This is a genomic window from Ruegeria sp. CG8, assembly GCF_056537165.1.
In genome coordinates this window covers 66,692-89,781 of record NZ_JBQFRA010000003.1, presented here as the reverse complement: position 1 = coordinate 89,781, position 23,090 = coordinate 66,692, and the positions used below count along the sequence as shown (strand labels likewise).

The window sequence follows — 23,090 nt, the reverse complement described above, 5'->3', positions numbered from 1 at the left end:
TGACATGCGGTTGGGAGTCGAACGTAGGTGCGCCCATTGGGGAGGTCAAGATATCTGGGCCCGCACCAGCGCATCTGTCACAAGATCGTGTGGCAGCCACATCAGGCGCGCCGTCCGCGTCCACAAAATCGCGGTGCAGATCTCGCGGCCGGGATAGATCTGCGACAGCGCGGCGGCATAGGCGCCCATCTGGCGCAGCAGGCCCTCGGGGCAGGTCTCGGCCCGATCAGGAACCGTGGCGTTCGATTTGAAATCAATGACTTGCACCGCGTCATCCGTCACGATCAACCGGTCGATCACCCCGTGGATCCGACGACCGTCCAGAGTGGCCGAGACGGGCACCTCGGCCAGCGCGGCCGGTGCAAAGACGGGGGCCAGGTCCGGCGCGGTCAGTACGCCCGCCGCCTCGGCCAGAAGGTCGCGGCGGTCACCGTCTTGCATATCGGGCAGAAGCCGGGCGCAGAGCTGATCCCACCGGTCGCGCGGCGCCTGGCCCAGATGTTCGAGCAGCAGGTGCAGGCGGGTGCCGCGCAGCTTGGCGGCCTCTTCCTCAAGCCCGGTTTCGCCCGGCAGAGCCTTGGCCCCGCCCAGATCGGACGGGCTGAGCGTCTCGGGATCGGGCGTCGGCTCGGGCGCGGGCCGGTGGAACAGGTCCGGCAGGGTATCCTGCACCGGTTCCGGGGTCGGGCGATGGTCCAGTGGCAGACCCTCCCAATCACCATGCGCCAGACGGCGGATGCCGGTGCCGGGGATCTCGGTGGCCCCTGCCCAGCCCATCGCGTCTTCGACCAGCTGGTACCAGCTGGACCCGTCCCGACCCAGATCGCCGGCCGCCGCCACGATCAGCCATTTCTCGGCCCGGGTCAGCGCGACGTACAGCAAACGCAGCCGTTCGTTCTCCTCGCGTTGGCGCGCGTCTTCGCGGGCGCGGGCGACAAGGCTGGGCGACAGGTCGGCGGGCACCTTCCACAGCGGCGTTCCGTCGGCGACCATGATCTCGGTATCGCGGGGCGGCTGCCGCTTGCCGGTGTCCGGCAGGATGACGATCGGCGCCTCCAACCCTTTCGAGCCATGTACCGTCATCACCCGGATCATGTCGCCCACTCCGGTCATCTGGCGCTTGATCTCAAGGTCGTCGGTCTGCATCCACACCAGGAAGCCCGTCAGGCTGGGAATGTCCGACCGCTCATAGGCCAGCGCCTGCGACAGCAACGCGTTGATGCCGTCCTCGGCCTCGGCACCCAGACGGCCCAGCAGTTTGCGGCGGCCGTCATGGCGGGTCAGCACCCGTTCGATCAGGTCATAGGGGCGCAGAAAGTCCACCTGCCCGCGCAGATCGTTCAGTACCGCCAGCGTTTCGGGAAAATCCCCGGCTCGTTGGCGCAGCGCCGCCCACAGGTACCTTTCCTGCCGGCGATGAGCCAGGTCGAACAGCATCTGCTCGGACCAGCCGAACAGCGGCGATTTCAGCACCGTGGCCAGTGACAGGTCATCCTCGGGCGTGGCGAGAAAGCTCAGCAGCGCGGCCAGATCCTTGACCGCCAGTTCCGCGCCCACCTTCAGCCTGTCGGCCCCTGCGATCGGCAAACCCTGGGCCTTGCAGGCGCGGATGATCTCGGCGAACAGGTCCGAGCGGCGCTGAACCAGGATCAGGAAATCCCCCGGCCGCACCTTGCGGCGCACGAATGTACTGCGCGTAGGTCCGTCTTCGGGGATGGTTTCGCCGGCGTCGATCATGGCCTTGATGCGCGCGGCGATCTGGTTGGCCAGGATCACCGTGTGATGCTGCGCCGCGGGCCGATCGACCGGATCGGTCCAGTCGCCCTCGTCCGCGTCCTCGACCTTTTCCACCACCGGCCACAGATCGACCCGGCCCGGCAGATCGGCTTTGAAGGCGCGGTGCTGCGACTCTTTCTGAAACCCTGCCTCGGCGCGGTTTTCGAACAGAATATCGACCAGCGACAGGATGGAGCTGGAGGAACGGAACGAATATTCCAGCGTCCAATCCCACAGTTTAGAGCCTGATTCCTGCAGTTTCCGCCCGAACTCGGCCTGCATCCGGTCAAAGGCCTGCGGGTCGGCCCCCTGGAAGGAATAGATCGACTGTTTCTTGTCGCCGACCACGAAGATCGTGCGCTCGACCCCTGATCGTGCGCCTTCGCCGCTGGTGAATTCCTGCGCCAGTTTCTCGACCACATCCCATTGATCGGGGCTGGTGTCCTGCGCCTCGTCCACAAGGATGTGGTCGATGCCGCCATCCAGCCGGTACAGAACCCAAGCGGCCACCGCCGGATCGTTCAGCAACAGGCGCGCGCGCAGGATCAGGTCGTCGAAATCCAGCCAGCCGCGCAGTTGCTTGCGGCGCTCATATTCCGGCAGGAATGCCGCCGCGAAGCGGTGCAGCACCAGAGATTTGCGTGCGGCTGCCAGCGCCAGTCGCCCTTCCCTTGCAGCTTCGACCCGCCGCATCAATGCCTCGAGCGGATCCATCTGCCCCGCCAGAACCCCCTCGCGTAGCGCCTTGGTGGGAAAGCTGTTGATCTTGGCGGTAAAGGGCTCTTTGGCGGATTTGCCGGTCAGGAACACGTCTTCCAGCACCGGCAACTGACCCAAGGCGGGTTCGGTGAAGCCCGACAGTTTCTCGGCCGCCTTGGCGTCGGTCTTGCCGCCGCCCGCCAGCGCCGGAAGGATCGAACGGATCAGCTCGACCTCGCCGCCCAGAAACACCTGCGCCAGCAGCGCGTCCTCGTCGAACCCCTCGGGCAGGCCAAAACGGGCCAGCAGGTCGGGCCATTGCAGCGCGGGCGTGAACAGGGTACGCTTCTGGGCGATCGCGGCGGTCAGCTTGTCAAAGCCGGTATCGGTGATGTGGCGGGCCACGTCCTCGATCATGCGGGCCTGCGGGCCTTCGGCGAAATCCTCGACGATTTCCTCGCGCAGCAGGGCCGCGGCACGGTCTTCCATCTCGGAAAACTGCGGGCTGACCCCGGCCTCGAGCGGGAACCGCCGTAGCAGCGAGGCGCAGAACGAGTGGATCGTCTGGATCTTCAAACCGCCCGGCGTTTCGATCGCGCGCGCGAACAGGGTGCGGGCACGGGCCAGGCGGTCGGGGTCGATCACCCCTTCGACGCCCAGTTCGGTCAGTTGCCGCAGCAACGCCGCGTCGTCCAGCATCGCCCACTCGCCCAGCCGTTTGAACAGGCGGTTCTGCATCTCGCTGGCGGCGGCCTTGGTGTAGGTCAGGCAAAGGATGTGCTGCGGCTGAACACCGTCCAGGAGCAGCCGCGCCACGCGGTCGGTCAGAACCCGCGTCTTGCCCGAGCCCGCATTGGCCGCCAGCCAGGTCGACGCATCGGGCCGCGCCGCCTGAACCTGCCGTTCGGTCGCTTCGTCGCGCGGGGTCATGTCAGATCCTCGGGCTTGGTTTCGGCGGTGCGGTCCCATTCGCCGAACCGCGCCAGGTGGTCATAGTCGCCCACGTCGCTGTCCTTGTGCATCATCCGGCGCGAGGAGAAACCTTGATCAGGCTCTAAATAGGTGGAAATCAGCTCTGTCAGCTCGGCCAGAACCCTGTCGGGCGGCTCTTTGTCCAAGGGTGCCGGGACCTCTTTGTAGGTGCCGCCCATACCGATGAACACGGCGCTGGCCACGGCCATCGGGTCAAATCCTTCGATCCCGCCCTGCTCGGCCATCGCGGCCTCTATCAGCAATTGCTTGTCGAACTTGGCCTGCTGCGACTCCGAGGGTGGCGTGCCGGTCTTGTAGTCGATGATGGTCAGCGCGCCGCGGCTGTTGCGGTCGATCCGGTCGGCGCGGCCATTCAGGGCGAACCCAAGCGGTTCCAGCGTCAGGCGCATCTTGGCCTCGAAGGCGATCGGACCGCCGTCGCTGCGGCGGCTGATCTCGGCGCGCAGAAAGTCGTCGGCGATCCGCTCGAGCCGCGCCAGCCACAGTTTCCGGGCGGTGGGCCAGGCGACATGCTGATCCAGCAGCGCCTCGGCCCGTTTCAGGAAGTTGTCGCGGGTCAGCAGCGCGCTGTCCAGCACGCTGTCTTTGACGAAATGTTCCAGGATTTCGTGGATCACGATGCCGCGCAGCAGGGCGTCGGGCGCCTGCACCAGCGGGTCCAGCGGTTTCAGGCGCAGGACGTGCTTGGCATAGATCGCATAAGGGTCGCGGATCAGCCGCTTGATCTCGGTCACCGAAAGGCGGCGCGGGCGCGCGACCACCGGCGGGCGCGGTGAAGGACGCGGTGCGGCGGCGATCCGGGGCGCCTGTTCCAGCATCTCGGACCAGCGCAGCCATGTCTTGCCCCGGTCGCGCATCTGTTCCAGCGCCGCGCGGCCGCCCTGATCCGGCAGGCCCTGCAACAAGTTTGTCAACCGGTTCAGCCAGCGTGACGGCACGGTTTCGGCATCATCCGAGCGGACCGCGCGGGTCAGCCAGACCTCGGTCGCGCCGATGGCCTGCTGGAAATCATGCGCCGACAGGCCGATTCGCCGTTCCGGCAGCAACAGGCCGGCACGGTCGCGCATCTGGCGGTTCAGCCAGGGGTCTGGCGCGGGAGCCTCGGGCCAGCTGCCTTCGTTCAACCCGCCCAGGATCAGCAGGTCGGCACCCTGAACGCGCGCTTCGAGCGTGCCCCAGATCATGATCCGCGGGTGGGGGGCGTCGCGGTCGCGGACCTCTTGCCCGGCCAGCAGCGCGCCCAGCAGATCGGCGAAATCCAGCGCCGTCATCTCGCCGCCGTGCTCGGCCTCGTCTGCAAGTCCCGAGATCACCGCCAGCGCCGATTGACCTGCGTTCTTGTCCCACAACTCGCCCGCGCCGTCGGTTCCGGCGCTAGCAATCGCCTCGGCCAGATCGCGCAGGCGCTGCACCCAGTCGGTCAGGGGCAGGGTGCCGCTGATCTGCTGGTTGCAGAAATTGCGGATCAGCCACAGAGCCCACGCATCCGGCACGTCTTTTTCGACGGCAAAACCTGTCAGGCTGGCGCTGTCGGGGAAGGGCGGGCCGTTGCGGCGCAGGTGCAGTTCCAGATCGCGGCTGTGCAACAGATGCGCGCCGCGGTCGCCGGCGCTGTGACACAAAGGGTGTTTCAGCAGGGTCAGCAGTGCCTCGGCATCCAGACGGCGCGCGAACAGCCCGGCCACATGGCGCAGGAACCGGCCCGGTGGCGACAGTTGCAGCGGCAGGCCGGCGCTGTCATCGGGCAGGATGTTCCAGCGGTCCAGCGCGGCGCTGACCTGGCGGGTCAGCATCCGGTCGGGGGTGATCAGGGCGGCGGTCTGGCCGGTCTCGGCCGCCTGCCGCAGGCGCAGGGCGATGGCCAGCGCCTCGGCCCGCGGCGATTGCGCCTCGACCAAGGTGATGTTGCGAGTCGCGGCATCCAGATCGCGCAGCTGCGGGCCTTCGCTCATCCAGGCATCGGTGATCGGGGCAGGGCGCAATGCCAATGAAACCAAACGGTTGCGCGCGGGCGAGGGGGGCTGGTCCGGGGTCCAGGATGCGATCTGATCCGGCCCTATCCCCAGTTCGGTCATCAGCTTGCGGAACCGGTATTGCGGGTGATCCTCCGAGGTCATTGCCGAATCCAACCGTTCCCAGACATGAGCGGGTTGGTCGAAATCGTACCCCGGCAGGATCAGCGCCCCCTGCGGCAGCCGCGCCACCGCCTGCATCAGCATCAGCGTGGTCCCGCGCGAGCCGGTGGACCCGGCCAGGATCACGGGGTGTTGCGGCGGCGCGTCCTGCCAGCGGGCGATCAGGTTCTCGACCACGCGGCGTTGGCGGGCCTGCACGTCCAGACTGCCATCCTCGGTCTTCAGGAACTGGTCGGCGATGCCGATGAAGGCCTGCGTCCGTGCCCAATGGCCCGACAGGTCAGTCACGTCCAGTTGCCGGATCGCCTCGGGCGGGACGCCTTCGCCCTGCATCTCTTCGATCAGGGCAGCGAGGCTGTCGGAAAGGTCAAACAGCGACGACCGCGCGGCCAGGTCCGGTTGCTGGTCCAGCAGTCGCGCCACCAGCTGCGTCAGTTCCAGCCGGCGACGCAAGGGCGGTACGGCGGGCGGTACACGATCAAGATCGACGCTTTCGCCCAGATCGGTGACCAGCGAAATGCGGGGCAAGAGGCAGGGCGGACCCTGATCGAACAGCTCGCGCACGCGGCGGGCCATGCGGCGGGTGTTCAGCACCAGTTGCACGCGGGCCAGTGCCTCGGGCGGGTGGCCGTCGCAGCGCGCCCGCAGCCCACGCACCAGTGCCTGCGGAAAATCCGCACCGGGCGGCACCGCAAAGACCCGGGGGGTGGCGCTGGGGTCAAACATCGGCCACGATCTCCTCGGCCAGGGCGATGCCTTCGGGCCGGCCCACATCGCACCAGCGCCCGGGATACTGCAGACCGTACAGCCGGCCATCGCGGTGCATCCGGTCCCACAAGATATTGAGCGAGAACGCTTTTTCCGGAATGTCCGCCAGACCGTCGGTCTTCAGGATCTGAATGCCGCCATAGACGTGACCCGGCCCGCGTTCAAGCCGGCCTTGGGGGTCGATCCTGAAATCTCCGAGGCCTGCATGTCCGATCGTCTGTGCGATCGGCACGCAGATCAACAGAGCGTCCATCCGCGCCGGATCCCAAGCCGCCTTCAGCAACTCCAAAGGGTTGGGCCCGGACCAGATCGCATCGGTGTTCATCGTGAAAACCGGCCCCGGACCCAGCAGCGGCAGGGCCGCGCGCAATCCGCCGCCGGTTTCCAGGATGTCCGGCTGTTCGTGTGAAAGCAGGACACCACGTGGCGCCAAATGATCTGTCAGCTGATCAGCCAGGTAATGCAGGTTCGCGACCACCCGGCGCGGCCTTAGCGCATCCGTCAGGTCCAGCGCATGGTCGATCAGCGGCCGTCCGGCCACTGGGATCAGCGGCTTGGGTCGGGTGCGGGTCAACGCGCCCATGCGGGTGCCGAAACCGGCGGCAAACAGCATGATGGCCTCGGGTGTATCGGTCATCCGGCCCTCAGCCTTGCAAGGTTTTCGGGCGTTGGGGATGGCAGCGCCTGCCGAACCAGATCCGCGACCGAGACCAGCGCCGGATGCTCGAGATCGCGCATCAGATGAGCCCAAGCCGCCGGGATAAGATCCACGTAATGCGGTTTGCCATAGTCGGTGGCAAGGCGGGCAAATCCGCCCAGTATCCGCAGGTTGCGTTGGGCGCCGAGGGCACTGTACGCCGTGCGGAAATCGTGGTCATCCACACCTGTTGCCGTGATGTAGCGGTTGACCATGCTCATTTCGATTGCGGCGGGCACAGTGCGGCGGACATCCTGCAGCAACGACATCAGGTCATAGGCGGGATGGCACAGCATTGCGCTTTGAAAATCCAGCAGACCGACCCGGCGGACCCCGTCGCGCTCAGGCAGCCAGATCAGGTTCTCGGCATGGTAGTCCCTTAGGGTCACCACCCGCGTGCCCGAGGTTTCCTGCAGCAATATGTCGGCGAACCGATGCTGAAAACGATCATGGGCGTCTTGGTCATAGGCGCCTTGTATCCCTTGGGCATATTTGGTGAAGGCAAGAGCCGACAATTCCGCCATGAGGGACGGGTCATAGCTGTCCAATGAGGGCAGGGGCCCAGAGTGCAGATGGATCAGCACGTCGGTTGCGGCCTCGTACAATTCACGCTCGACCTCCGGCTGCTTCTCGATCAGGCGGGCAAACAGGTCGTCGCCGAAATCCTCCAGCAGGAGGAACCCGTTCTCGGCGTCCTCGGCAAGAATCTCGGGCGCGCTCAGACCGACGGACCGCAGGTATTCCGCCACCCTGACAAACGGTTCCACGTCTTCCCCCTTGTCCGGGGGCGCGTCCATCAAAACGGCGGTCCGCCCGGTATCCGGGTCGGTCAGGCGTTCATACCGGCGGTTCGAGGCGTCTCCAGCCAGCGGCGCGCGAGAGGCTTTGGCCCAAGGGGTCCGTGCGACCAGCGCCTCGGCCAGAACTGCGCGGTTGGTCATGCGATCCTCTTCAGTTTTTCGGTCCACTTGGGGTCGGACCACGTCAGGGTCAGGTGTCGGGTTTCTTCGGCAGCGGGGTCGGCATGAAACTGCACCAACAGGGCCGAGGCCGGTTGTAGCGGACCCAGCTTGTCAGGCCATTCCACAAGGCAGATCGCCGTATCAAAGGCCCCGGTCAGGCCCAATTCCTCGATCTCATCCACCGAGGTAAGCCGGTACAGATCGGAGTGCCAGATTTCGCCGGCTTCACCATCGTAAACCTGAACCAGCGTGAATGTGGGCGATGGCACATCTTCGGGCACAGGCAGTGCCGATTGGATCAGATTGCGTGCAAAATGGGTTTTGCCACTGCCGATTGGGCCGTCCAGCAAAATAACGTCGCCGGGCGCCAAATGGGCGGACAGGCGGCTGGCCAGATCGGCGGTTTCTTCCGGTGATGTCAGAGTGATCGAAGCGGGCGAATTCATGGCGCCACAATGAACGGGGGCCGAACCCTCTGCAACCCGGTTCAGGCGGTGATCTGCAACATATCCGGCGTTTCTCCACGCGCGTGTTCGATCGTGAACCGGACGATGGTTGCGCCATTCTGGATAGGGCTGACCGTACACAAGAGCCGGGTGCCGTCGCGCTTGTACAGATCAGAGCTCCACTCGGCCCGGTTGTTGCGCATTTCGACGAAGTCCCGAATGTCACCCAGAATTGGATTGGCCTGGCATTGCGACTGCCACTGGCGCGTGACGTCCAGAACCGTGGCTGGTTCAAAGCCGACCTCGTCCGAGTCTCCCCACAGCAGCTGGTAGGCGTAGTTGGTGAAAGCCAGTGTCCCGTCATCGGCAAAAACGGCGACGGCGTCCGCAAGCTTGTCGAGGATTGACTGCATAAGGTCCATCTCGGACCGGAACCGGCGGGTCAGGGTGATCTCGGCCGTAATGTCCTCGAACAGGAAGGCGACGGCGCCGTCGGGATGGGGGCGACCGCTGACCGAATAGACTGAGCCCGACGGCAGTGACCAGGTTTCCTGATAGTTTCCGTCCTCGGCCGCTTCCAGAAGATCGTTCATCTGCCGGCGCCAACTGCGGTAATTCTTGGGTTCGGGCATCATGTGCTGATCCCGAAGGCGGTCAAAGAAGCTTGAGATATTCGGCCGGCAACTCAGGAAGTCGGGCGGCAATGCGGTCAGGTCGATCAAGGCGGGGTTGAACAGCGCCAACTGGCGGTTTCGATCAAAGATTGCCAGGCCGATCGACAGTTGCGCGAAGGTTTTCGTCATCGTCTGGACGAATTTGCGCTGGGCGGTCTCGGCCTCGACAATGGCGTTTACGTCGACCGCGTAATGCAGGTGACCTTCGTCCAGCGCCACACGCGTCAGATCAAACCACAGCTTGCTGCTGCTGTCCTTCACCGGAATTGACACGCGGGTCTTCTTGCCGGGCCGCGCGTCTTCGGTCAGTTCAGGGAACATGGGTTGGGTCAGATCCGTGTCCTGCCCGCGCGCCTTGCGGGCCAGCGCGACATAGGCGGCGTTGCACCATCTAACCTTGTTGGCATGATCCAGAAGCCACACGGGGTAGGGCGCGCGATCCATGGCGAGGCGGATCGGATCGTTCGGATCCCTCCTTGTCGGTTCGGTGATGCCGGTCAGATCACGCAACTGCACCCGGACGATGCCGTCGATCCATTCACACCGAACCTCGCGCTCGACCGTACAATCTATGGCCGAAACCACGATATTGCCTTGCTGGCGGACGGTTTCGTAAGTCTCGGGGAAGGCCGGAAAGTCGCGCTGCAGCAGGCGCCTGAGATCATCCCAGTCATTCACCGCCTCGAACCCGGACAAGGCGATGTCGGAATGGCTGATCAGGCGGCTTCCGTTGAACAGAAACACCGCATCCAACAACGAAGCCGGCGCAGACAAACCAAAATTGTCACCGCGTCGCGGACGGCGCGGCATGAGCCACTGCAGGGCAAAGCCCGACGAAACCAGGCTGATCGCCGCAAGTATGATCCAGTCGGCCACAGTGCCGCCTACCCCAAAAACAAACCGGACCCGACTTTGCGCTTAAATAGTTAACGGTGTCTTAACTCAGACCTGGAACCGTTCGTTCACGCCCGACGGCACCGGGTTGTCGCCTGTCTGCGCATCGATCAGCTTGCGCGGCCATGTCACCAGCACGATCGCGCCGCGTCGCTCGGCCTGGTCCGTCACCGCCTGGTAAGGGTCTGACCCATTTGCAAATTTCAGTTCGGCGCCGCTGCGCTCCAAGAGCGTTTTTGCGATGAATAGGCCCAACCCCATACCCTCGTATTCGGGGCGTGTGCGCAGATCGCTTTCGGCGCGTCTGCGGCGCATGAACGGGTCACCGATACGGCCGATGATGTGTGACGGATAACCACGCCCGTCATCCATAATGCTGACGGTGATCCGGTCCGGCGTCCATTCGGCCTCGACCCAGACTTGTGCGCGGGCAAAGTCCACGGCGTTCTGGATCAGGTTTCGCAGGCCATGAATGATCTCGGGCTTGCGCAGGATCGAGGGCTGCTGGACATCCCCGTCGGGCCCGGGGCCTTCGTCAAAATGTACCTGTTTGCCCCTGTGTATGTGGGGCTCGGCGGCCTCGTGGATCACGGCGGACAAAGGTGCCTGGCGCAGGTGCAGGTCATCTTTGCCGGCCCGACCCATGTCGCGCAGTATGTCGCGGCACCGGTCGGCCTGTTCGCGGATCAGGGCGGCGTCTTCCTTCAGGTCGGGGCGGTCGTCCAACTCTTCGATCAGTTCCGAGCTGGTCAGCTTGATGGTGGCCAGTGGCGTCCCCAACTCGTGCGCTGCGGCGGCGACAACGCCGCCTAGGTCGGTCAGCTTCTGCTCGCGCGCCAGGGCCATATGGGTGGCGGCCAGCGCCTCGGACATCGACTGAACCTCGGCGCTGATGCGGTGTGAATAAGCTCCGATGAATACGATAGCGATCACGATGGCGGCCCAGTTGCCGAACAGCAGGATGTCGGGGATGTCCAGAACAAGGCCGAGATCGGTGCGCAGCGGCAGGTGAAACTGGGCCAGAAGCGTCGCCAGCACGATTGCGGCGCCCCCGATGATCAGGGTCGACCGGGTGCTCATGACGTTGGCCGCAATCGTCACGGGGCCCAGCAAAAGCAGGGCAAACGGGTTGTTCAGACCGCCTGTGAGATACAGCAGGAAAGCCAGCTGCAGCAGGTCGAACATCACCATGAGGAAGTTTTCGAATTCCGACAGGCGCTTGTTCTGCGGGAACAGCAGGATGGCGGTCAGGTTGCCCATGACCGAAACACCGATGGCAAGGTAGCACAGCCCAAGCTCCAGCTGGACGTGATAGGTCTGCTGGGCAACGGTGATGGCCGTGATCTGGCCGATGATTGCAACCCACCGCAGCAGGATCAGCGTGCGCAGCCGGATCCAGCTGCTGCGTTCCTGTCCGCGCCAGAGGCTGGTGTTGGAATCCGTCATCGGGCGATTATGTCCTGTTGCGTCCGCTGGTCAACTTGATAGGTGTCCCGGCCGAACCGATCAACAACCCCATGTGTCAGGAATTTCGCCATGACCCGCCTTTATGCCATTCTTGCAACCGTCGTGCTGGCCGTGGGCCTGGGCGCCATGTGGCTGATGACGCGCGGCGGCGGTTCGGACGACAAGTTTGCCCAGTGCCGGTCCAGCCAGATTGCAGGCGGCACTGCAACCATCGGCGGCCCGTTCGAGTTGATCAACTCCAAGGGTGAAACCGTGACCGACAAGGACGTGATCACCGAGCCCTCGCTGATCTATTTCGGTTACACCTTCTGCCCCGATGTCTGTCCGCTGGACACCACCCGCAATGCCGAGGCCGTCGACCTGCTGACCGAGCGCGGTTATTCGGTCACTCCGATCTTCATCTCGGTAGACCCGGATCGGGACACCCCCGACGTCGTGGGGGATTTTGCCTACAACCTGCATGAAAAGATGATTGGCCTAACCGGTACGCCGGAACAGGTCAAGGCCGCGAGCCAGGCCTACAAGACCTATTACAAGGCCCAGGACAAGAGCGACGAGTACTACCTCGTCGACCATTCGACATTTACCTACCTCGTTACGCCGCAGGACGGGTTCCTTGAGTTTTTCAAACGCGACGCGACGGCCGAGCAGATGGCCGACACTGTTGCCTGTTTTGTGGACCAGGCGGCAGAGTAACCGTCGGTTTGACCTTTGGTGTGGCGCTGCTATTACTCATCTCAAAGCCTATCGGCATGAAATAGCAGAAAGACCACACCATGGCAGACATTGCTCAGCTTGACATCGGCCCCGACAAATCCCTGCTTCTGGTGGATGATGACGAGCCGTTTCTGAGACGTCTCGCCAGAGCGATGGAAAAGCGCGGGTTCGAGGTGGAAACCGCCGGTTCCGTCGCCGCCGGACGCGCGATCGCCACCGCCCGCCCGCCTGCCTTTGCCGTGGTGGACCTGCGGCTCGAGGACGGCAACGGGCTGGACGTGGTCGAGGTGCTGCGGGAAAAGCGCCCCGACAGCCGGGTGGTGGTTCTGACCGGATACGGTGCAATTGCGACTGCCGTGGCGGCGGTGAAAATCGGCGCGACCGACTATCTGTCGAAACCCGCCGACGCCACCGACATCACCAACGCGCTGCTGGCCAAGGGCGACGAACTGCCCCCGCCGCCAGAAAACCCCATGAGCGCCGATCGCGTGCGTTGGGAGCATATCCAGCGGGTCTATGAGCTGTGCGACCGAAACGTCTCGGAAACAGCGCGTCGCCTGAACATGCACCGCCGGACCTTGCAGCGGATTCTGGCGAAACGCAGCCCGCGGTAGCGTTTTGTCGATCGGCACTGTTCTGGCAACAGGCTTGGGAAATCAAGAAATTAAGGTTCGCCTACAACTTCCACTGAACCTTCGCCAATAAGGTCCTGAAGTTCTGTTGTGGAACGCCTGCCGGTCCGTCTGCTTGTGCGGATTGCTTCACCAGCAATTCGAACAACCTCAGGGGACGAAGCAAATTTCGAGTGACTTGTGCTTTGAGAGTCCTGGACTTGGCTGAGATCAATAACGGTGACTCCTGACCTTGCGAGTTCGGCGGCATCGGCAGCGCCAACACGGTCGACTCCGCCAGAAATGAACTTCGAAAAACTCAAGGCTCCGTCGTCCGAGGATACGAGCACAAAGATTTTCTGATTGTCGTGGGTGATAGTTGAGAGCTGGCTTTCGAATACCGCCAAATCGATATCGGGTGCCGCCAGAATTATGTTTCGAATTTTCTTGTTGGGATTGAACTCGCCAGCAATTTCGGCTTGCGAGATGGCTTCCATCGTAAGGAACGCTCCCATGGAAAATGCGAGTATGTCAAACTGTTGAGCCTGTGATCGCGAAATGATCTCACCGGCTTTCAAAAAGTCTGATCTGGCAGCGAGGGCGCTGTTGATATCGTAGACGTATTTCAGAGTCTCTGCAGCAGACGCCCATGACATCAATACGGGGATCCCGTCATACTCGGTATCCTCGACAAACTGTGCCAATCTAAGGATGGCATCGCTCAGGGTCGTGTTGTAGCCGTGCACAAAGACCAGAACGTTTCTGTCGGAAACGCTGAGGTTCAGGAGTTGATTGTCAATTTCAGAAACAAAGGCGGCTTCCGAAGCATAGACTTTTGGTTCAACTATGGTGAAGTGCTTTGAGGCAATAGGTGGCAGAGAGCTGGCTCTTTCAATTTTTCCTGCTTTGTGAATTGGCGGGATGGTGACGACTACTGAAGCCAAGCCCAAACCCTCACCGCGGTCACCGGAAAAGAAGACCCCTTCTGCTCCGGACGCTTGACGCGTCGTGGCAATGAAGACTGTTTGGCGCTTGGCCTCTTCTACCTCAGATGCAGGAAGTCTTGGATTATCGATCCCTACCAATTCCGGCGGGCGGCCGCATGAAGCCGCTCCCAGCAACATCATTGTGGATAAACACAGAAGCCGGAATGCGCGCGGTAGATCCGAAGTTCCAATTCTGAGGCGTTTCATACAACGACGATCACTCGGCTCGGTTGCGCCTCATTAGACTGACGGTGCCGTTCTTCTGTCAACAGACGAACGCTGGAGCCGCTCTTTTTGGCTCAAGCAGTGTCTTCTCTGCGGTACGATATCGAGTAAATGAGGCCGTTCTTCGGAGTTTAGACAAACGGGCTGCGTGGGCGCCGCAAAGGCAAATATGCGGCTGGGGGCAAGCAAGATTCCGTTACCAGTCGAGTTTCATAGCTCCGCCAACAGCTCCGCATGCCGCGCCGTATATGCCTGCCGCACCTCAACTGGTGGCCTGAGGGTGATCTGCAACCCCTCCATCACCGCCGCGTCCGGTCGGCCGAAGAACCTGGTCGCCTCGGCCTCGGAAAACCCCGCGATCTGGGTGGCCTCCATCCACGCGCTGATTTTGTCGGCTTTCTTGATCTGACGTTTCACCGTTTTCGGCACCGCGGCGGGCAGGCCGAAGCGGATGTGGATTGCCGCCGCCAGCCGGTCGTCCAGCGCGCCGTAACCCGGGCCGACCGCGGCCTTCACCGGCGAGATCATGTCGCCGATCACATATTCCGGCGCATCGTGCAGCAGCGCCGCCAGCCGCCATTTCACCGGCGCCTTGGGGGCGATCCGGCCGAACAGCTCTTCGACCAGCAGGGAATGCTCGGCCACGGAATAGGCGAAATCACCCGCCGTCTGGCCGTTCCAGCGCGCCACGAAAGCCAGACCATGGGCGATATCCTCGATCTCGATATCCACCGGTGTCGGGTCCAGCAGGTCCAGCCTGCGGCCCGACAGCATCCGTTGCCATGCCCTGGGTTGTGTTGCCATTCTGCCATGCCCCATCTTGTCCACCGTGCCCGAGACCCGGTTTTATGCTATGCTTAAGCCATCCTGATCACTGGCTGCCAACAATTTCTTGAGCAATCGTGCTTTGAACCGGCACCTTGTGATCACGACATGAAGACTGAGGGGGGCACGCGCTCCTCCCAGTGTGCCCCTCTCGGATTGAAACCCAACCGAAAGGAGCCTGTCATGTTCAAGCGTGTATTCGGACTGGCACTTGTCTTTGGAATGGCTGCGGCCGCGCCGCCTGCATTGGCACAGAACTGCGCCTTGCGCGGAGATGTGATCGCCAAACTCCAGCAGACCTATTCAGAGGAGCTTGCCTTTGGCGGCTTGCAGAACTCGCGAGGCGGACAAACGGTCATGGAGGTATGGGCCTCACGCGAAAGCGGGACCTATACCGTTCTGGTGACCCACGCCAACGGCATCAGCTGCATTGTCGCCGCCGGCACCGATTTCTTTGAAGCGATCCCAAAGATCCAAGCCGAGGGGACGCCCAGTTGAACTGAGCGCCGCTCGCGGTCCACTGCCACCCACATTGCCACTTTTCCCCAACGGTGTTAGGGGCTGCCCAAACCGTTGTTGATCGGAATGGAGCATCTGATGGCTGGCGACTACATCGTCAAAGACATTTCACTGGCCGGGTTCGGCCGCAAGGAACTGGATATCGCGGAAACCGAAATGCCGGGCCTGATGGCTCTGCGTGCGGAATACGGCGACAGCAAGCCGCTGAAAGGGGCGCGCATCGTCGGGTCGTTGCACATGACGATCCAGACCGCCGTTCTGATCGAAACGCTGGTCGCGCTGGGCGCGGATGTGCGCTGGGCGTCGTGCAACATCTTCTCGACCCAGGACCACGCGGCGGCGGCCATCGCCGAGGCGGGCATTCCGGTCTTTGCCATCAAGGGACAGACTCTGGAAGAGCATTGGGACTATCTCGACAAGTCTTTCCTGTTCGAAGACGGCCCGAATATGATCCTGGATGATGGCGGCGACGCCACGTTGTACATCCTGCTGGGCGCGCGCGCCGAGGCGGGCGAGGACATCATCCCCGTCCCGTCCTCGGAAGAGGAAGAAGTCATCAAGGCGCAGATCAAGAAGCGGATGGCCGCCAGCCCGGGCTGGTTCACCAAGGTACGCGATCAGATCAAGGGCGTGTCCGAGGAAACCACCACCGGCGTCAACCGCCTGTATCAGCTGGTCAAGGACGGCCACCTGCCGTTCCCGGCGATCAACGTGAATGACAGCGTCACCAAGTCGAAGTTCGACAACAAGTACGGCTGCAAGGAATCGCTGGTCGACGGTATCCGCCGCGCCACCGACACGATGATGGCCGGCAAGGTTGCCGTGGTCTGTGGCTATGGCGACGTGGGCAAAGGCTCGGCCGCGTCCCTGCGCGGCGCGGGCGCCCGCGTGAAGGTGACCGAGGTTGATCCGATCTGCGCCCTGCAGGCCGCCATGGACGGGTTCGAGGTGGTTCTGCTGGAAGACGTGGTTTCGACCGCCGACATCTTCATCACCACCACCGGCAACAAGGACGTGATCCGCATCGAGCACATGCGCGAGATGAAGGACATGGCCATTGTCGGCAATATTGGCCATTTCGACAACGAGATTCAGGTGGCCAGCCTGAAAAACCACAAATGGACCAACATCAAGGACCAGGTGGACATGATCGAGATGCCCTCGGGCAACCGCATCATCCTGCTGTCCGAAGGCCGTCTGCTGAACTTGGGCAATGCCACCGGGCATCCGTCCTTCGTGATGTCGGCTTCGTTCACCAATCAGGTTCTGGCCCAGATCGAACTGTTCACCAAAGGCGACCAGTACGAGAACAAGGTCTATATCTTGCCCAAGCACCTGGACGAGAAAGTTGCACGCCTGCATCTGGACCGGATCGGCGTCAAGCTGACCAAGCTGGACAAGGAACAGGCGGACTACATCGGCGTTACGCCCGAAGGTCCGTTCAAGCCCGAGCATTACCGGTATTGATCTGTCAGAAATAAGCGGAGAAGGCGGCCATCTGGGCCGCCTTTTTTGTTGCGCTCAGCGGAGCGGCGGCACGAAATCGCCGCGGCCCTGCGGCGTCAGGTCCAGAATGTTCCACAGGGGCCAGGCAGCATCGACATGGCGTGGATGCCAGTCGCTGGGCTGAAAGAACAGCTCGGAGCTCCAGAAATGGTGGATTCCCTGCGCATCGCGTTGAAACACGTTCAGAATCGGCAACTGGTTTCCGTCCTCGGTCTCGGCCAGATAGTCTTGCTGGTACGTTGTATCCAACGCGGAATAGAGCGGCAGACCCTGCCAGCCCATGCGCTGGTTCAGCGCAGCCAGGGCATCCGGTGTATTCTGCGCCACGACCGCAAAGGCGGTTTTTCGGGTCAGATGTGCGACCTGCCCGGTCAGCCCGTCCAGAAAGGCCGAGCACATGGGGCAGGGGTCCTGCGCCTTGGGGCCAAACATCAGCGAATACACGACCAGAGTGTCATGATCACCGAACAGGCTTGAAATCGGGGCAATTTTGCCCTCGAGATCCCGAAAGGCGTAATCCTGCGGGATTTGGCCGCCCTTGGGCAAGGTCCGGCGCAGCGCGGCCACTTCCTCGACCCGCGCACGCAGATCGGCTTCGGCGGCCAACAGGGCATTTCGGGCGGTTCGGTACTCGGCGCTTTCGTTCGGTAGGGCGATGGTCATGGCAGTCTCCTCGACTCAATGATTAACTAAAATGTTAAATAAAAGTGAAACAATGATCAACCCGCGGGTGCGCGTATCCCTGCCTTGGGGGGAAACCGTCGGATTTTTCCCTTTGTTGAAAAGCTGTCAGCCGTTACCGTTCAGCCAGCGCCGCAAAGGCCGGAACCCAACCCACACAGGAGAGGACAATGGGAAAACGTGACGAGTTGATCGCCAAATACGCGGATGATCTGAAGAACAAATGCGGTATGACGCCGGACATGGACCTGCTGACCAAGGTTACCATTGGGTGCGGCCCGGCCATCTATGACGCGGATGCCGCAACCGTGGCCGCCAGCCAGGAAGGTGAGCTGGAAACGGTCAAGAACAACTTCCTGATCAAGAAACTGGGCCTGTCGGATGGCCCCGAGCTGATGGCCGCGATCAACAAAGTCATGGAGACCTATGGCATGTCCGAGCGCAACAAATACCGCGCGGTGGTCTATTACATACTGACCAAGCATTTCGGCAAAGAGTCGGTCTACGGCTGATCCCGCCGCGACATTCAGAAACGCCCGCCCGACTGGTTCGGCGGGCGTTTTGCATTTGAATCATAATCTATTGATTTCATGTTTGAAAAACCGCCGTGCCTTGGGCTACATTCGCCTCGTGACCAGGACGGTCAGAACCAGAGATTTCTTTGCGTGTGGTGAGTAGGGAGCACGCGGGGTAGGGAAGGTTCTGCATCGTCAGGGCCTTCCCTTTTTTAATCCGGTTCGGTCTGGCCCAGTTCGCAGATCACCGCCCATTCGGCATCCGAAACGGGCTGCACCGACAGGCGCGAGTTTTTCACCAGCACCATGTCGGCCAGCCTCTGATCGGCCTTGATCTGGTCCAGCGTGACCGGTTTGACGAAGGGGCGTACCGCCTTGATGTCCACGCAGTCCCACCGGTCGTCGTCGGTGGTGCTGTCGGGGTGGGCCTCGGCGCAGACCTCGACGATGCCGACGATCGCCTTGTCCTTCTGCGAATGATAGAAAAACCCCCGGTCGCCCAGCTTCATCTGCCGCATGAAATTGCGGGCCTGATAGTTGCGCACCCCGTCCCATTCCTCGCCCGCGTCGCCCTTGGCGACCTGCTGGTCCCAGCTCCAGGTCGAGGGTTCGGATTTGAACAGCCAATACGCCATCAGCCGATGACCTTCTTCCACGGGATCAGTTCGACCGATTTGAACAAACCGGCCTTGGCGTAGGGATCGTTATCGGCCCAGGCCTGTGCGGCGGACAGATCCTCGACATCCAGGATGACCAGCGATCCGATCATGGCATCGCCGTCTAGCAACGGTCCGGCCTGCGCGACCACGCCGGTTTCTTCGATATAGGCCAGGTGCGCGGCGCGGTTGTCCAGCCGGGTCTGCAGGGCGCCGTCCTTGTCGCGGGCGATCAGGGCGATAAGCATGTCATTCCTCCTTGAGTGGGCGATTGAGCAGGGATTGCAGGGCCTCGGCGACACTGTAGGCGCCACGGCTGAGCTGCGCCACCGTCTGGCAGATGGGCATGTCCAGCCCCTCGGCCGCGGCGATGGCGGCCATTGCATTTGCCGTGGCCACGCCTTCGACGGTGGTCGCGGCGTCAAAGGACTCGTTGCGGCCCAGCGACAGGCCGAACCGGAAGTTGCGCGACAGGTCGGACGAGCAGGTCAGGACCAGATCGCCCAAACCCGACAGGCCCATCAGCGTCTCGGGCCGGGCGCCGCGCATCGCGGCAAAGCGCTGCATCTCGGCAAAGCCGCGCGTCATCAGGGCCGCGCGGGCGCTGTCCCCCAGACCCGCGCCGATGCAGGCCCCGCAGGCGATGGCCATCACGTTCTTCAAGGCCCCGCCCAGCTCGGCCCCGGTCACGTCGGTGGTCCGGTAGAGACGCAGGTTGGCGGTGGTCAGGGCCTGTTGCAGCCGGGTGCCCAGGTCCGCGTCGGCGCAGGCGAGGGTCAGCGCCGTGGGCAACCCGCGCGCGATGTCATCGGCAAAGCTGGGCCCGGTCAGCAAGGCAGTGCGTGCACCGGGCAGCACCTGTTCGATCACGGCAATCGGACCGAGGCCTGTGGACAGTTCTATGCCTTTGCAGCAGGCCACCAGGGTGCGACCCTGCAGGTCCGCCGCATGGTCCGACAGGACATCGCGCAGTTTTTGCATGGGCACGGCCAGCAACAACACGTCGCTTTGACAGGCCAGGGTGATTTCAGCGGCCACCGTGATGGCGTCGGGCAGGGTGACACCGGGCAGGCGGGCGTCGTTGCTGCGGGTCGCCTGCATCGTCTGCGCCTGTTCGCCCGACCGGGCCCATAAGGTGACCGGACCCTTGCCCGCCAGCGAAATCGCCAGCGCGGTGCCGAAGGCGCCGGCTCCTAGAACCGAAACACTCACGCCTTGGCTCCCTTGCGCCCGCCGCCCAGCATGGCCGGGCTGGTCTGGTCCAGCGGCCAGCGGGGCCGGGCGGTCAGGTCCAGCCCGTCGCGCGCGCCAAGCCGGAACCGTTCCAACCCGGCATAGGCGATCATCGCCGCATTGTCGGTACACAGGTGCAGTGGCGGGGCAGTAAACCGCGCGCCGGAATCCGCGGAAATAGACTCTAACGAAGTCCGAATGGCCGTATTTGCCGCAACGCCCCCGGCCACAGCGATCACCGGCTCGGCAGGGCTGGTGTCAAGATACAGGGCGATGGCGCGGCGGGTCTTCTCGGCCAGCGTATCCACGACCGCCTGCTGGAACCCGGCGCACAGATCGGCGCGGTCCTGACGCGTCAGCCCGCCCTTTTCGGCCACGATCTGGTCGCGCATCCGCATCAAGGCGGTCTTGAGCCCGGAAAAGGACAGATCGCATCCGGGCCGGTCCAGCAGTGGCCGCGGAAAACGAAAGCGTTTGGGGTCGCCATCGCGCGCCTCGGCCTCGACCGAGGGGCCGCCGGGCTGGGGCAGGCCCAGCAGGCGCGCGGTCTTGTCGAATGCCTCGCCCGGGGCGTCGTCGATGGTGCCGCCCAGCCGGGTGAACCGCTCGGGACCGTGGGCGATCAGGTATTGGCAATGCCCGCCGGACACCAGCAGCATCAGGTAGGGAAAGGCGATCCCGTCCGTCAGCCGCGGGGTCAGCGCGTGGCCGGCCAGGTGGTTGACGCCGATCAGCGGCAGGCCGGTGGCCGCGCTGATCCCCTTGGCGCACATCACGCCCGACATGACCCCGCCGATCAGTCCCGGCCCGGCGGTCACGGCGACTGCGTCCATGTCCTGCAGGGTCAGGCCCGCCTGCTCCAACGCCTGCTGCACGCAGACATCCAGCTTTTCGGCATGCGCGCGGGCCGCAATCTCGGGCACCACGCCGCCGAAGGCGCTGTGCAGCTCCGTCTGGCCATGCACGACCGAAGACAGAACCTGCGCCGGTTCGCCCTCGGTCTGCCGCACCACGGCCGCCGCCGTGTCATCGCAGCTGCTTTCCAATCCCAGAACGGTAAGTGTTTGCACCATCGGCCTGAACCATTGCATCATGATCTGGTCGCGGGGTATCACCCCGCGCCGCAGCAAACAATCCTCAAGGCCCGAACGCCCGCCCGTGTACCTGTTGATGACCCGCCCCCGCGCCGCCTCGGAAAGGTTCGTGGCGCAGCTGCCCGAACGTTTGCGGTCGCGGGTCCAGGTGATCTATTCCCCGCTGCTGGATATCCGACCGATGGAACAGGCGGTGGACACGACCGGAGTCCGGGGCCTGATCTTCACCTCGGCCAATGGCGTGGCGGCCGCCGCGGCGCAGGATGTGCGCCGGGATCTACCCGCCTATTGCGTGGGGCCGGCCACCACCGAAACAGCCCGCCAGGCCGGGTGGGAGGCCCGGATGGCCGGCGAAACCGCCGAGGAACTGGTCGCCAAACTGCTCAAAGAGCGCCCGGACAGCCCGCTGCTGCATCTGCGCGGCGAACACAGCCGGGGAAACATCGCGGCCCGGCTGACCGAACTGGGCCTGACCGTGCGGGAACAGCCGGTCTATCGCCAGCATTTGCTGCCTTTGACGCCCGAGGCCCGGGCGGCTGCGGCTGGTTCGGCCCCGGTGATTGCGCCCTTGTTCTCGCCGCGGACCGCGCGACAATTTGCCGACATTTGGCCCGGACCGGCACCGCTTTTGGTCGCCGTGATGAGCGAACCGACCGCCGAGCCCCTTGAAAACTTGGCGATTGCCTGTTTGCGGATTGCCAAACGCCCGACGCCCAAGAAAATGCGGAAAGCCGTGAAAAAACTCGTTAAATACGCGATCCGGCTTGAGGGTGCGATGGGCGCGGATTAACTTGGACGCGTCTGCGCGTCAGGTTTTATGGGAATCGACAGGGGGAAGTGACGGTGGCTGCCAAGAAAGACACAGACCAGAAACCGGCCGACGACCCCAAGGTCGATGAGGTGCCCGAAGCGGTCGAAGCCAAGACTGACGCCTACACGCTTAACCCGGAAGATCGGGTTGAACAAAGCCCTTCCGAAGCCGAAGCCGAAGCCGAAGCCGAACGGGCTACGGCAACCGATCAGCAACCTGAGGCCAAGCGAAGCGGGTTCATGCCGGCGCTGATCGGTGGCGTCATCGCGGCGGCGCTGGGGTTCGCCGCCGGACGCAGCGATCTGCTTTGGCCGGCAGGGTCCGATCCGTCCGAGGCGATTGCAGCGCTTGAGACCAAGGTGACCGACCAGGCTCAGCAACTGGCTGACCTGAGCAAGCAATTGTCTGAAGTTCCCGACCCGTCCGCTGATATCGCGGCGCTGAGCGCCAAGCTGACGCCGATCGAAAGCGATCTTGGCGCGCTCAAATCCAATGTCGACGATCTGTCCGGCAAGGTTGATCCCTTGGCGCAACGCGTCGCACAGCTTGAGGCACGACCGTTGACCGACGCTGCCTCGCCCGAAACGGTTGCGGCCGTCGAGGCCGAGCTGAAAAAGCTGCAGGATTCGCTGGCCGCCCAGCGTGCCGAAGTCGAAAAGATGGTCGCCGAAGCGCAAACCCTGGACGCGCAGGCCCAAGCCCGGGCACAGGCGGCAGAGAACCTGGCCGTGCTGTCCAAGGTTCAGGGTCAATTGGATGCCGGCGCACCCTATGCCGATCTGGTGGCCCAGTTGCAGACCGGCGGCGTGCAGGTGCCGGAAGCCCTGTCCGCTCCGGCCGGCGAAGGTGTGCCGACACTGACGGATCTGCGCGAGAGTTTTGCGCCTGCCGCCCGAACTGCGCTGGCAGATGCGCGCGAAGCCGACAAGGGAACGGGCCTCGTCGCCTTTCTTCAGCGGCAGACCGGCGCCCGGTCCGTTTCGCCAAAAGACGGCAATGATCCCGACGCCATCCTGTCACGAGCGGAGGCCGCGTTGGGCAAAGGTGACATCAGCACGGCCCTGACCGAGCTGGGCGCGCTTCCGGAATCGGCGCAGCCAGCTATGGCCGAATGGATCGCGGCTGCCAAAACCCGCCAATCCGCGGTCGAAGCCGCCAATGCGCTTGTGACAAGCGTGAACTCGAACTGAGGGGCCCGCC

21 protein-coding genes are annotated in these 23,090 nt (G+C 63.4%); 7 read left to right on the top strand and 14 right to left on the bottom strand.

Annotated features, from left to right (window positions below):
* Positions 1-45: 45 nt before the first annotated feature.
* The 7 genes from addA to regB form a co-directional block, all read right to left on the bottom strand.
* Positions 46-3,405, bottom strand: a complete 3,360-nt coding sequence (gene addA, locus ACR0EF_RS10550) for a double-strand break repair helicase AddA (protein ID WP_170373140.1) — start codon at positions 3,403-3,405, stop codon at positions 46-48.
* Positions 3,402-6,329, bottom strand: a complete 2,928-nt coding sequence (gene addB, locus ACR0EF_RS10545; protein WP_170373139.1) for a double-strand break repair protein AddB — start codon at positions 6,327-6,329, stop codon at positions 3,402-3,404. Before addB ends, addA begins: the two co-directional genes overlap by 4 nt.
* Positions 6,322-7,008 (bottom strand): nucleotidyltransferase family protein, encoded by a 687-nt coding sequence (locus ACR0EF_RS10540; RefSeq protein ID WP_170370405.1) that lies wholly within the window; start codon positions 7,006-7,008, stop codon positions 6,322-6,324. The genes addB and ACR0EF_RS10540 overlap by 8 nt, the downstream gene beginning before the upstream one ends.
* Entirely contained in the window at positions 7,005-8,009 is a 1,005-nt protein-coding gene (locus ACR0EF_RS10535; protein ID WP_170373138.1) for an aminoglycoside phosphotransferase family protein, read from the bottom strand. The genes ACR0EF_RS10540 and ACR0EF_RS10535 overlap by 4 nt, the downstream gene beginning before the upstream one ends.
* Complete coding sequence (tsaE, locus tag ACR0EF_RS10530; protein WP_170361068.1) at positions 8,006-8,476, bottom strand: tRNA (adenosine(37)-N6)-threonylcarbamoyltransferase complex ATPase subunit type 1 TsaE; 471 nt, start codon at positions 8,474-8,476, stop codon at positions 8,006-8,008. The genes ACR0EF_RS10535 and tsaE overlap by 4 nt, the downstream gene beginning before the upstream one ends.
* Positions 8,477-8,517: 41 nt before the next feature.
* Positions 8,518-10,026 carry a PAS-domain containing protein gene (locus tag ACR0EF_RS10525; RefSeq protein WP_170373137.1) on the bottom strand — a complete coding sequence of 503 codons (1,509 nt, stop codon included), beginning with the start codon at positions 10,024-10,026 and terminating at the stop codon, positions 8,518-8,520.
* Positions 10,027-10,092: 66 nt separating this feature from the next.
* Positions 10,093-11,490 (bottom strand): sensor histidine kinase RegB, encoded by a 1,398-nt coding sequence (gene regB / locus ACR0EF_RS10520; protein ID WP_093963869.1) that lies wholly within the window; start codon positions 11,488-11,490, stop codon positions 10,093-10,095.
* Between the two features lie 90 nt (positions 11,491-11,580).
* Here regB and ACR0EF_RS10515 point away from each other — a divergent pair, with 90 nt between their 5' ends.
* Both ACR0EF_RS10515 and ACR0EF_RS10510 read left to right on the top strand, forming a co-directional pair.
* Positions 11,581-12,207, top strand: a complete 627-nt coding sequence (locus ACR0EF_RS10515; protein ID WP_170340640.1) for an SCO family protein — start codon at positions 11,581-11,583, stop codon at positions 12,205-12,207.
* Positions 12,208-12,287: 80 nt separating this feature from the next.
* A complete protein-coding gene (locus ACR0EF_RS10510) occupies positions 12,288-12,842 on the top strand; it encodes an ActR/PrrA/RegA family redox response regulator transcription factor (RefSeq protein ID WP_170368977.1) in 555 nt (184 codons plus the stop codon).
* A 50-nt stretch (positions 12,843-12,892) separates the two neighbouring features.
* Here ACR0EF_RS10510 and ACR0EF_RS10505 read toward each other — a convergent pair whose 3' ends face one another.
* Positions 12,893-13,966, bottom strand: coding sequence for an alpha/beta hydrolase (locus ACR0EF_RS10505; RefSeq protein ID WP_217354744.1), 1,074 nt, complete (start codon positions 13,964-13,966; stop codon positions 12,893-12,895).
* Positions 13,967-14,260: 294 nt separating this feature from the next.
* Positions 14,261-14,854 (bottom strand): HD domain-containing protein, encoded by a 594-nt coding sequence (locus ACR0EF_RS10500; RefSeq protein WP_170373136.1) that lies wholly within the window; start codon positions 14,852-14,854, stop codon positions 14,261-14,263.
* 204 nt (positions 14,855-15,058) lie between these two features.
* Here ACR0EF_RS10500 and ACR0EF_RS10495 point away from each other — a divergent pair, with 204 nt between their 5' ends.
* Together ACR0EF_RS10495 and ahcY are read left to right on the top strand one after the other, a co-directional pair.
* On the top strand, positions 15,059-15,373 hold the full coding sequence (locus tag ACR0EF_RS10495) for a hypothetical protein (protein WP_170340637.1): 315 nt from the start codon (positions 15,059-15,061) through the stop codon (positions 15,371-15,373).
* A gap of 99 nt (positions 15,374-15,472) precedes the next feature.
* Positions 15,473-16,861, top strand: coding sequence for an adenosylhomocysteinase (ahcY, locus tag ACR0EF_RS10490; protein WP_170340635.1), 1,389 nt, complete (start codon positions 15,473-15,475; stop codon positions 16,859-16,861).
* A gap of 54 nt (positions 16,862-16,915) precedes the next feature.
* Here ahcY and ACR0EF_RS10485 read toward each other — a convergent pair whose 3' ends face one another.
* On the bottom strand, positions 16,916-17,563 hold the full coding sequence (locus ACR0EF_RS10485; RefSeq protein ID WP_170370411.1) for a DUF899 family protein: 648 nt from the start codon (positions 17,561-17,563) through the stop codon (positions 16,916-16,918).
* 188 nt (positions 17,564-17,751) lie between these two features.
* Here ACR0EF_RS10485 and ACR0EF_RS10480 point away from each other — a divergent pair, with 188 nt between their 5' ends.
* Positions 17,752-18,093: a DUF2853 family protein gene (locus ACR0EF_RS10480; protein ID WP_170370412.1), complete on the top strand. Its 342-nt coding sequence runs from the start codon at positions 17,752-17,754 to the stop codon at positions 18,091-18,093.
* A gap of 215 nt (positions 18,094-18,308) precedes the next feature.
* On the opposite strand, the gene ACR0EF_RS10475 is transcribed toward ACR0EF_RS10480, so the two are convergent.
* The 4 genes from ACR0EF_RS10475 to tsaD are packed head-to-tail and all read right to left on the bottom strand — an operon-like array spanning position 18,309 to position 21,058.
* Complete coding sequence (locus ACR0EF_RS10475) at positions 18,309-18,731, bottom strand: EVE domain-containing protein (protein ID WP_170373135.1); 423 nt, start codon at positions 18,729-18,731, stop codon at positions 18,309-18,311.
* Positions 18,731-19,000, bottom strand: coding sequence for a YciI family protein (locus ACR0EF_RS10470; RefSeq protein WP_005979743.1), 270 nt, complete (start codon positions 18,998-19,000; stop codon positions 18,731-18,733). Before ACR0EF_RS10470 ends, ACR0EF_RS10475 begins: the two co-directional genes overlap by 1 nt.
* Position 19,001: 1 nt before the next feature.
* Positions 19,002-19,964 carry an NAD(P)H-dependent glycerol-3-phosphate dehydrogenase gene (locus ACR0EF_RS10465; protein ID WP_170373134.1) on the bottom strand — a complete coding sequence of 321 codons (963 nt, stop codon included), beginning with the start codon at positions 19,962-19,964 and terminating at the stop codon, positions 19,002-19,004.
* Positions 19,961-21,058: a tRNA (adenosine(37)-N6)-threonylcarbamoyltransferase complex transferase subunit TsaD gene (tsaD, locus tag ACR0EF_RS10460; RefSeq protein ID WP_170373133.1), complete on the bottom strand. Its 1,098-nt coding sequence runs from the start codon at positions 21,056-21,058 to the stop codon at positions 19,961-19,963. Before tsaD ends, ACR0EF_RS10465 begins: the two co-directional genes overlap by 4 nt.
* A 19-nt stretch (positions 21,059-21,077) precedes the next feature.
* On the opposite strand from tsaD, the gene ACR0EF_RS10455 reads away from it, so the two are divergent.
* Both ACR0EF_RS10455 and ACR0EF_RS10450 read left to right on the top strand, forming a co-directional pair.
* Entirely contained in the window at positions 21,078-21,869 is a 792-nt protein-coding gene (locus ACR0EF_RS10455) for a uroporphyrinogen-III synthase (protein WP_254434015.1), read from the top strand.
* A 53-nt stretch (positions 21,870-21,922) separates the two neighbouring features.
* Positions 21,923-23,080: a COG4223 family protein gene (locus ACR0EF_RS10450; protein ID WP_170373131.1), complete on the top strand. Its 1,158-nt coding sequence runs from the start codon at positions 21,923-21,925 to the stop codon at positions 23,078-23,080.
* The last annotated feature ends 10 nt before the right edge of the window (positions 23,081-23,090 follow it).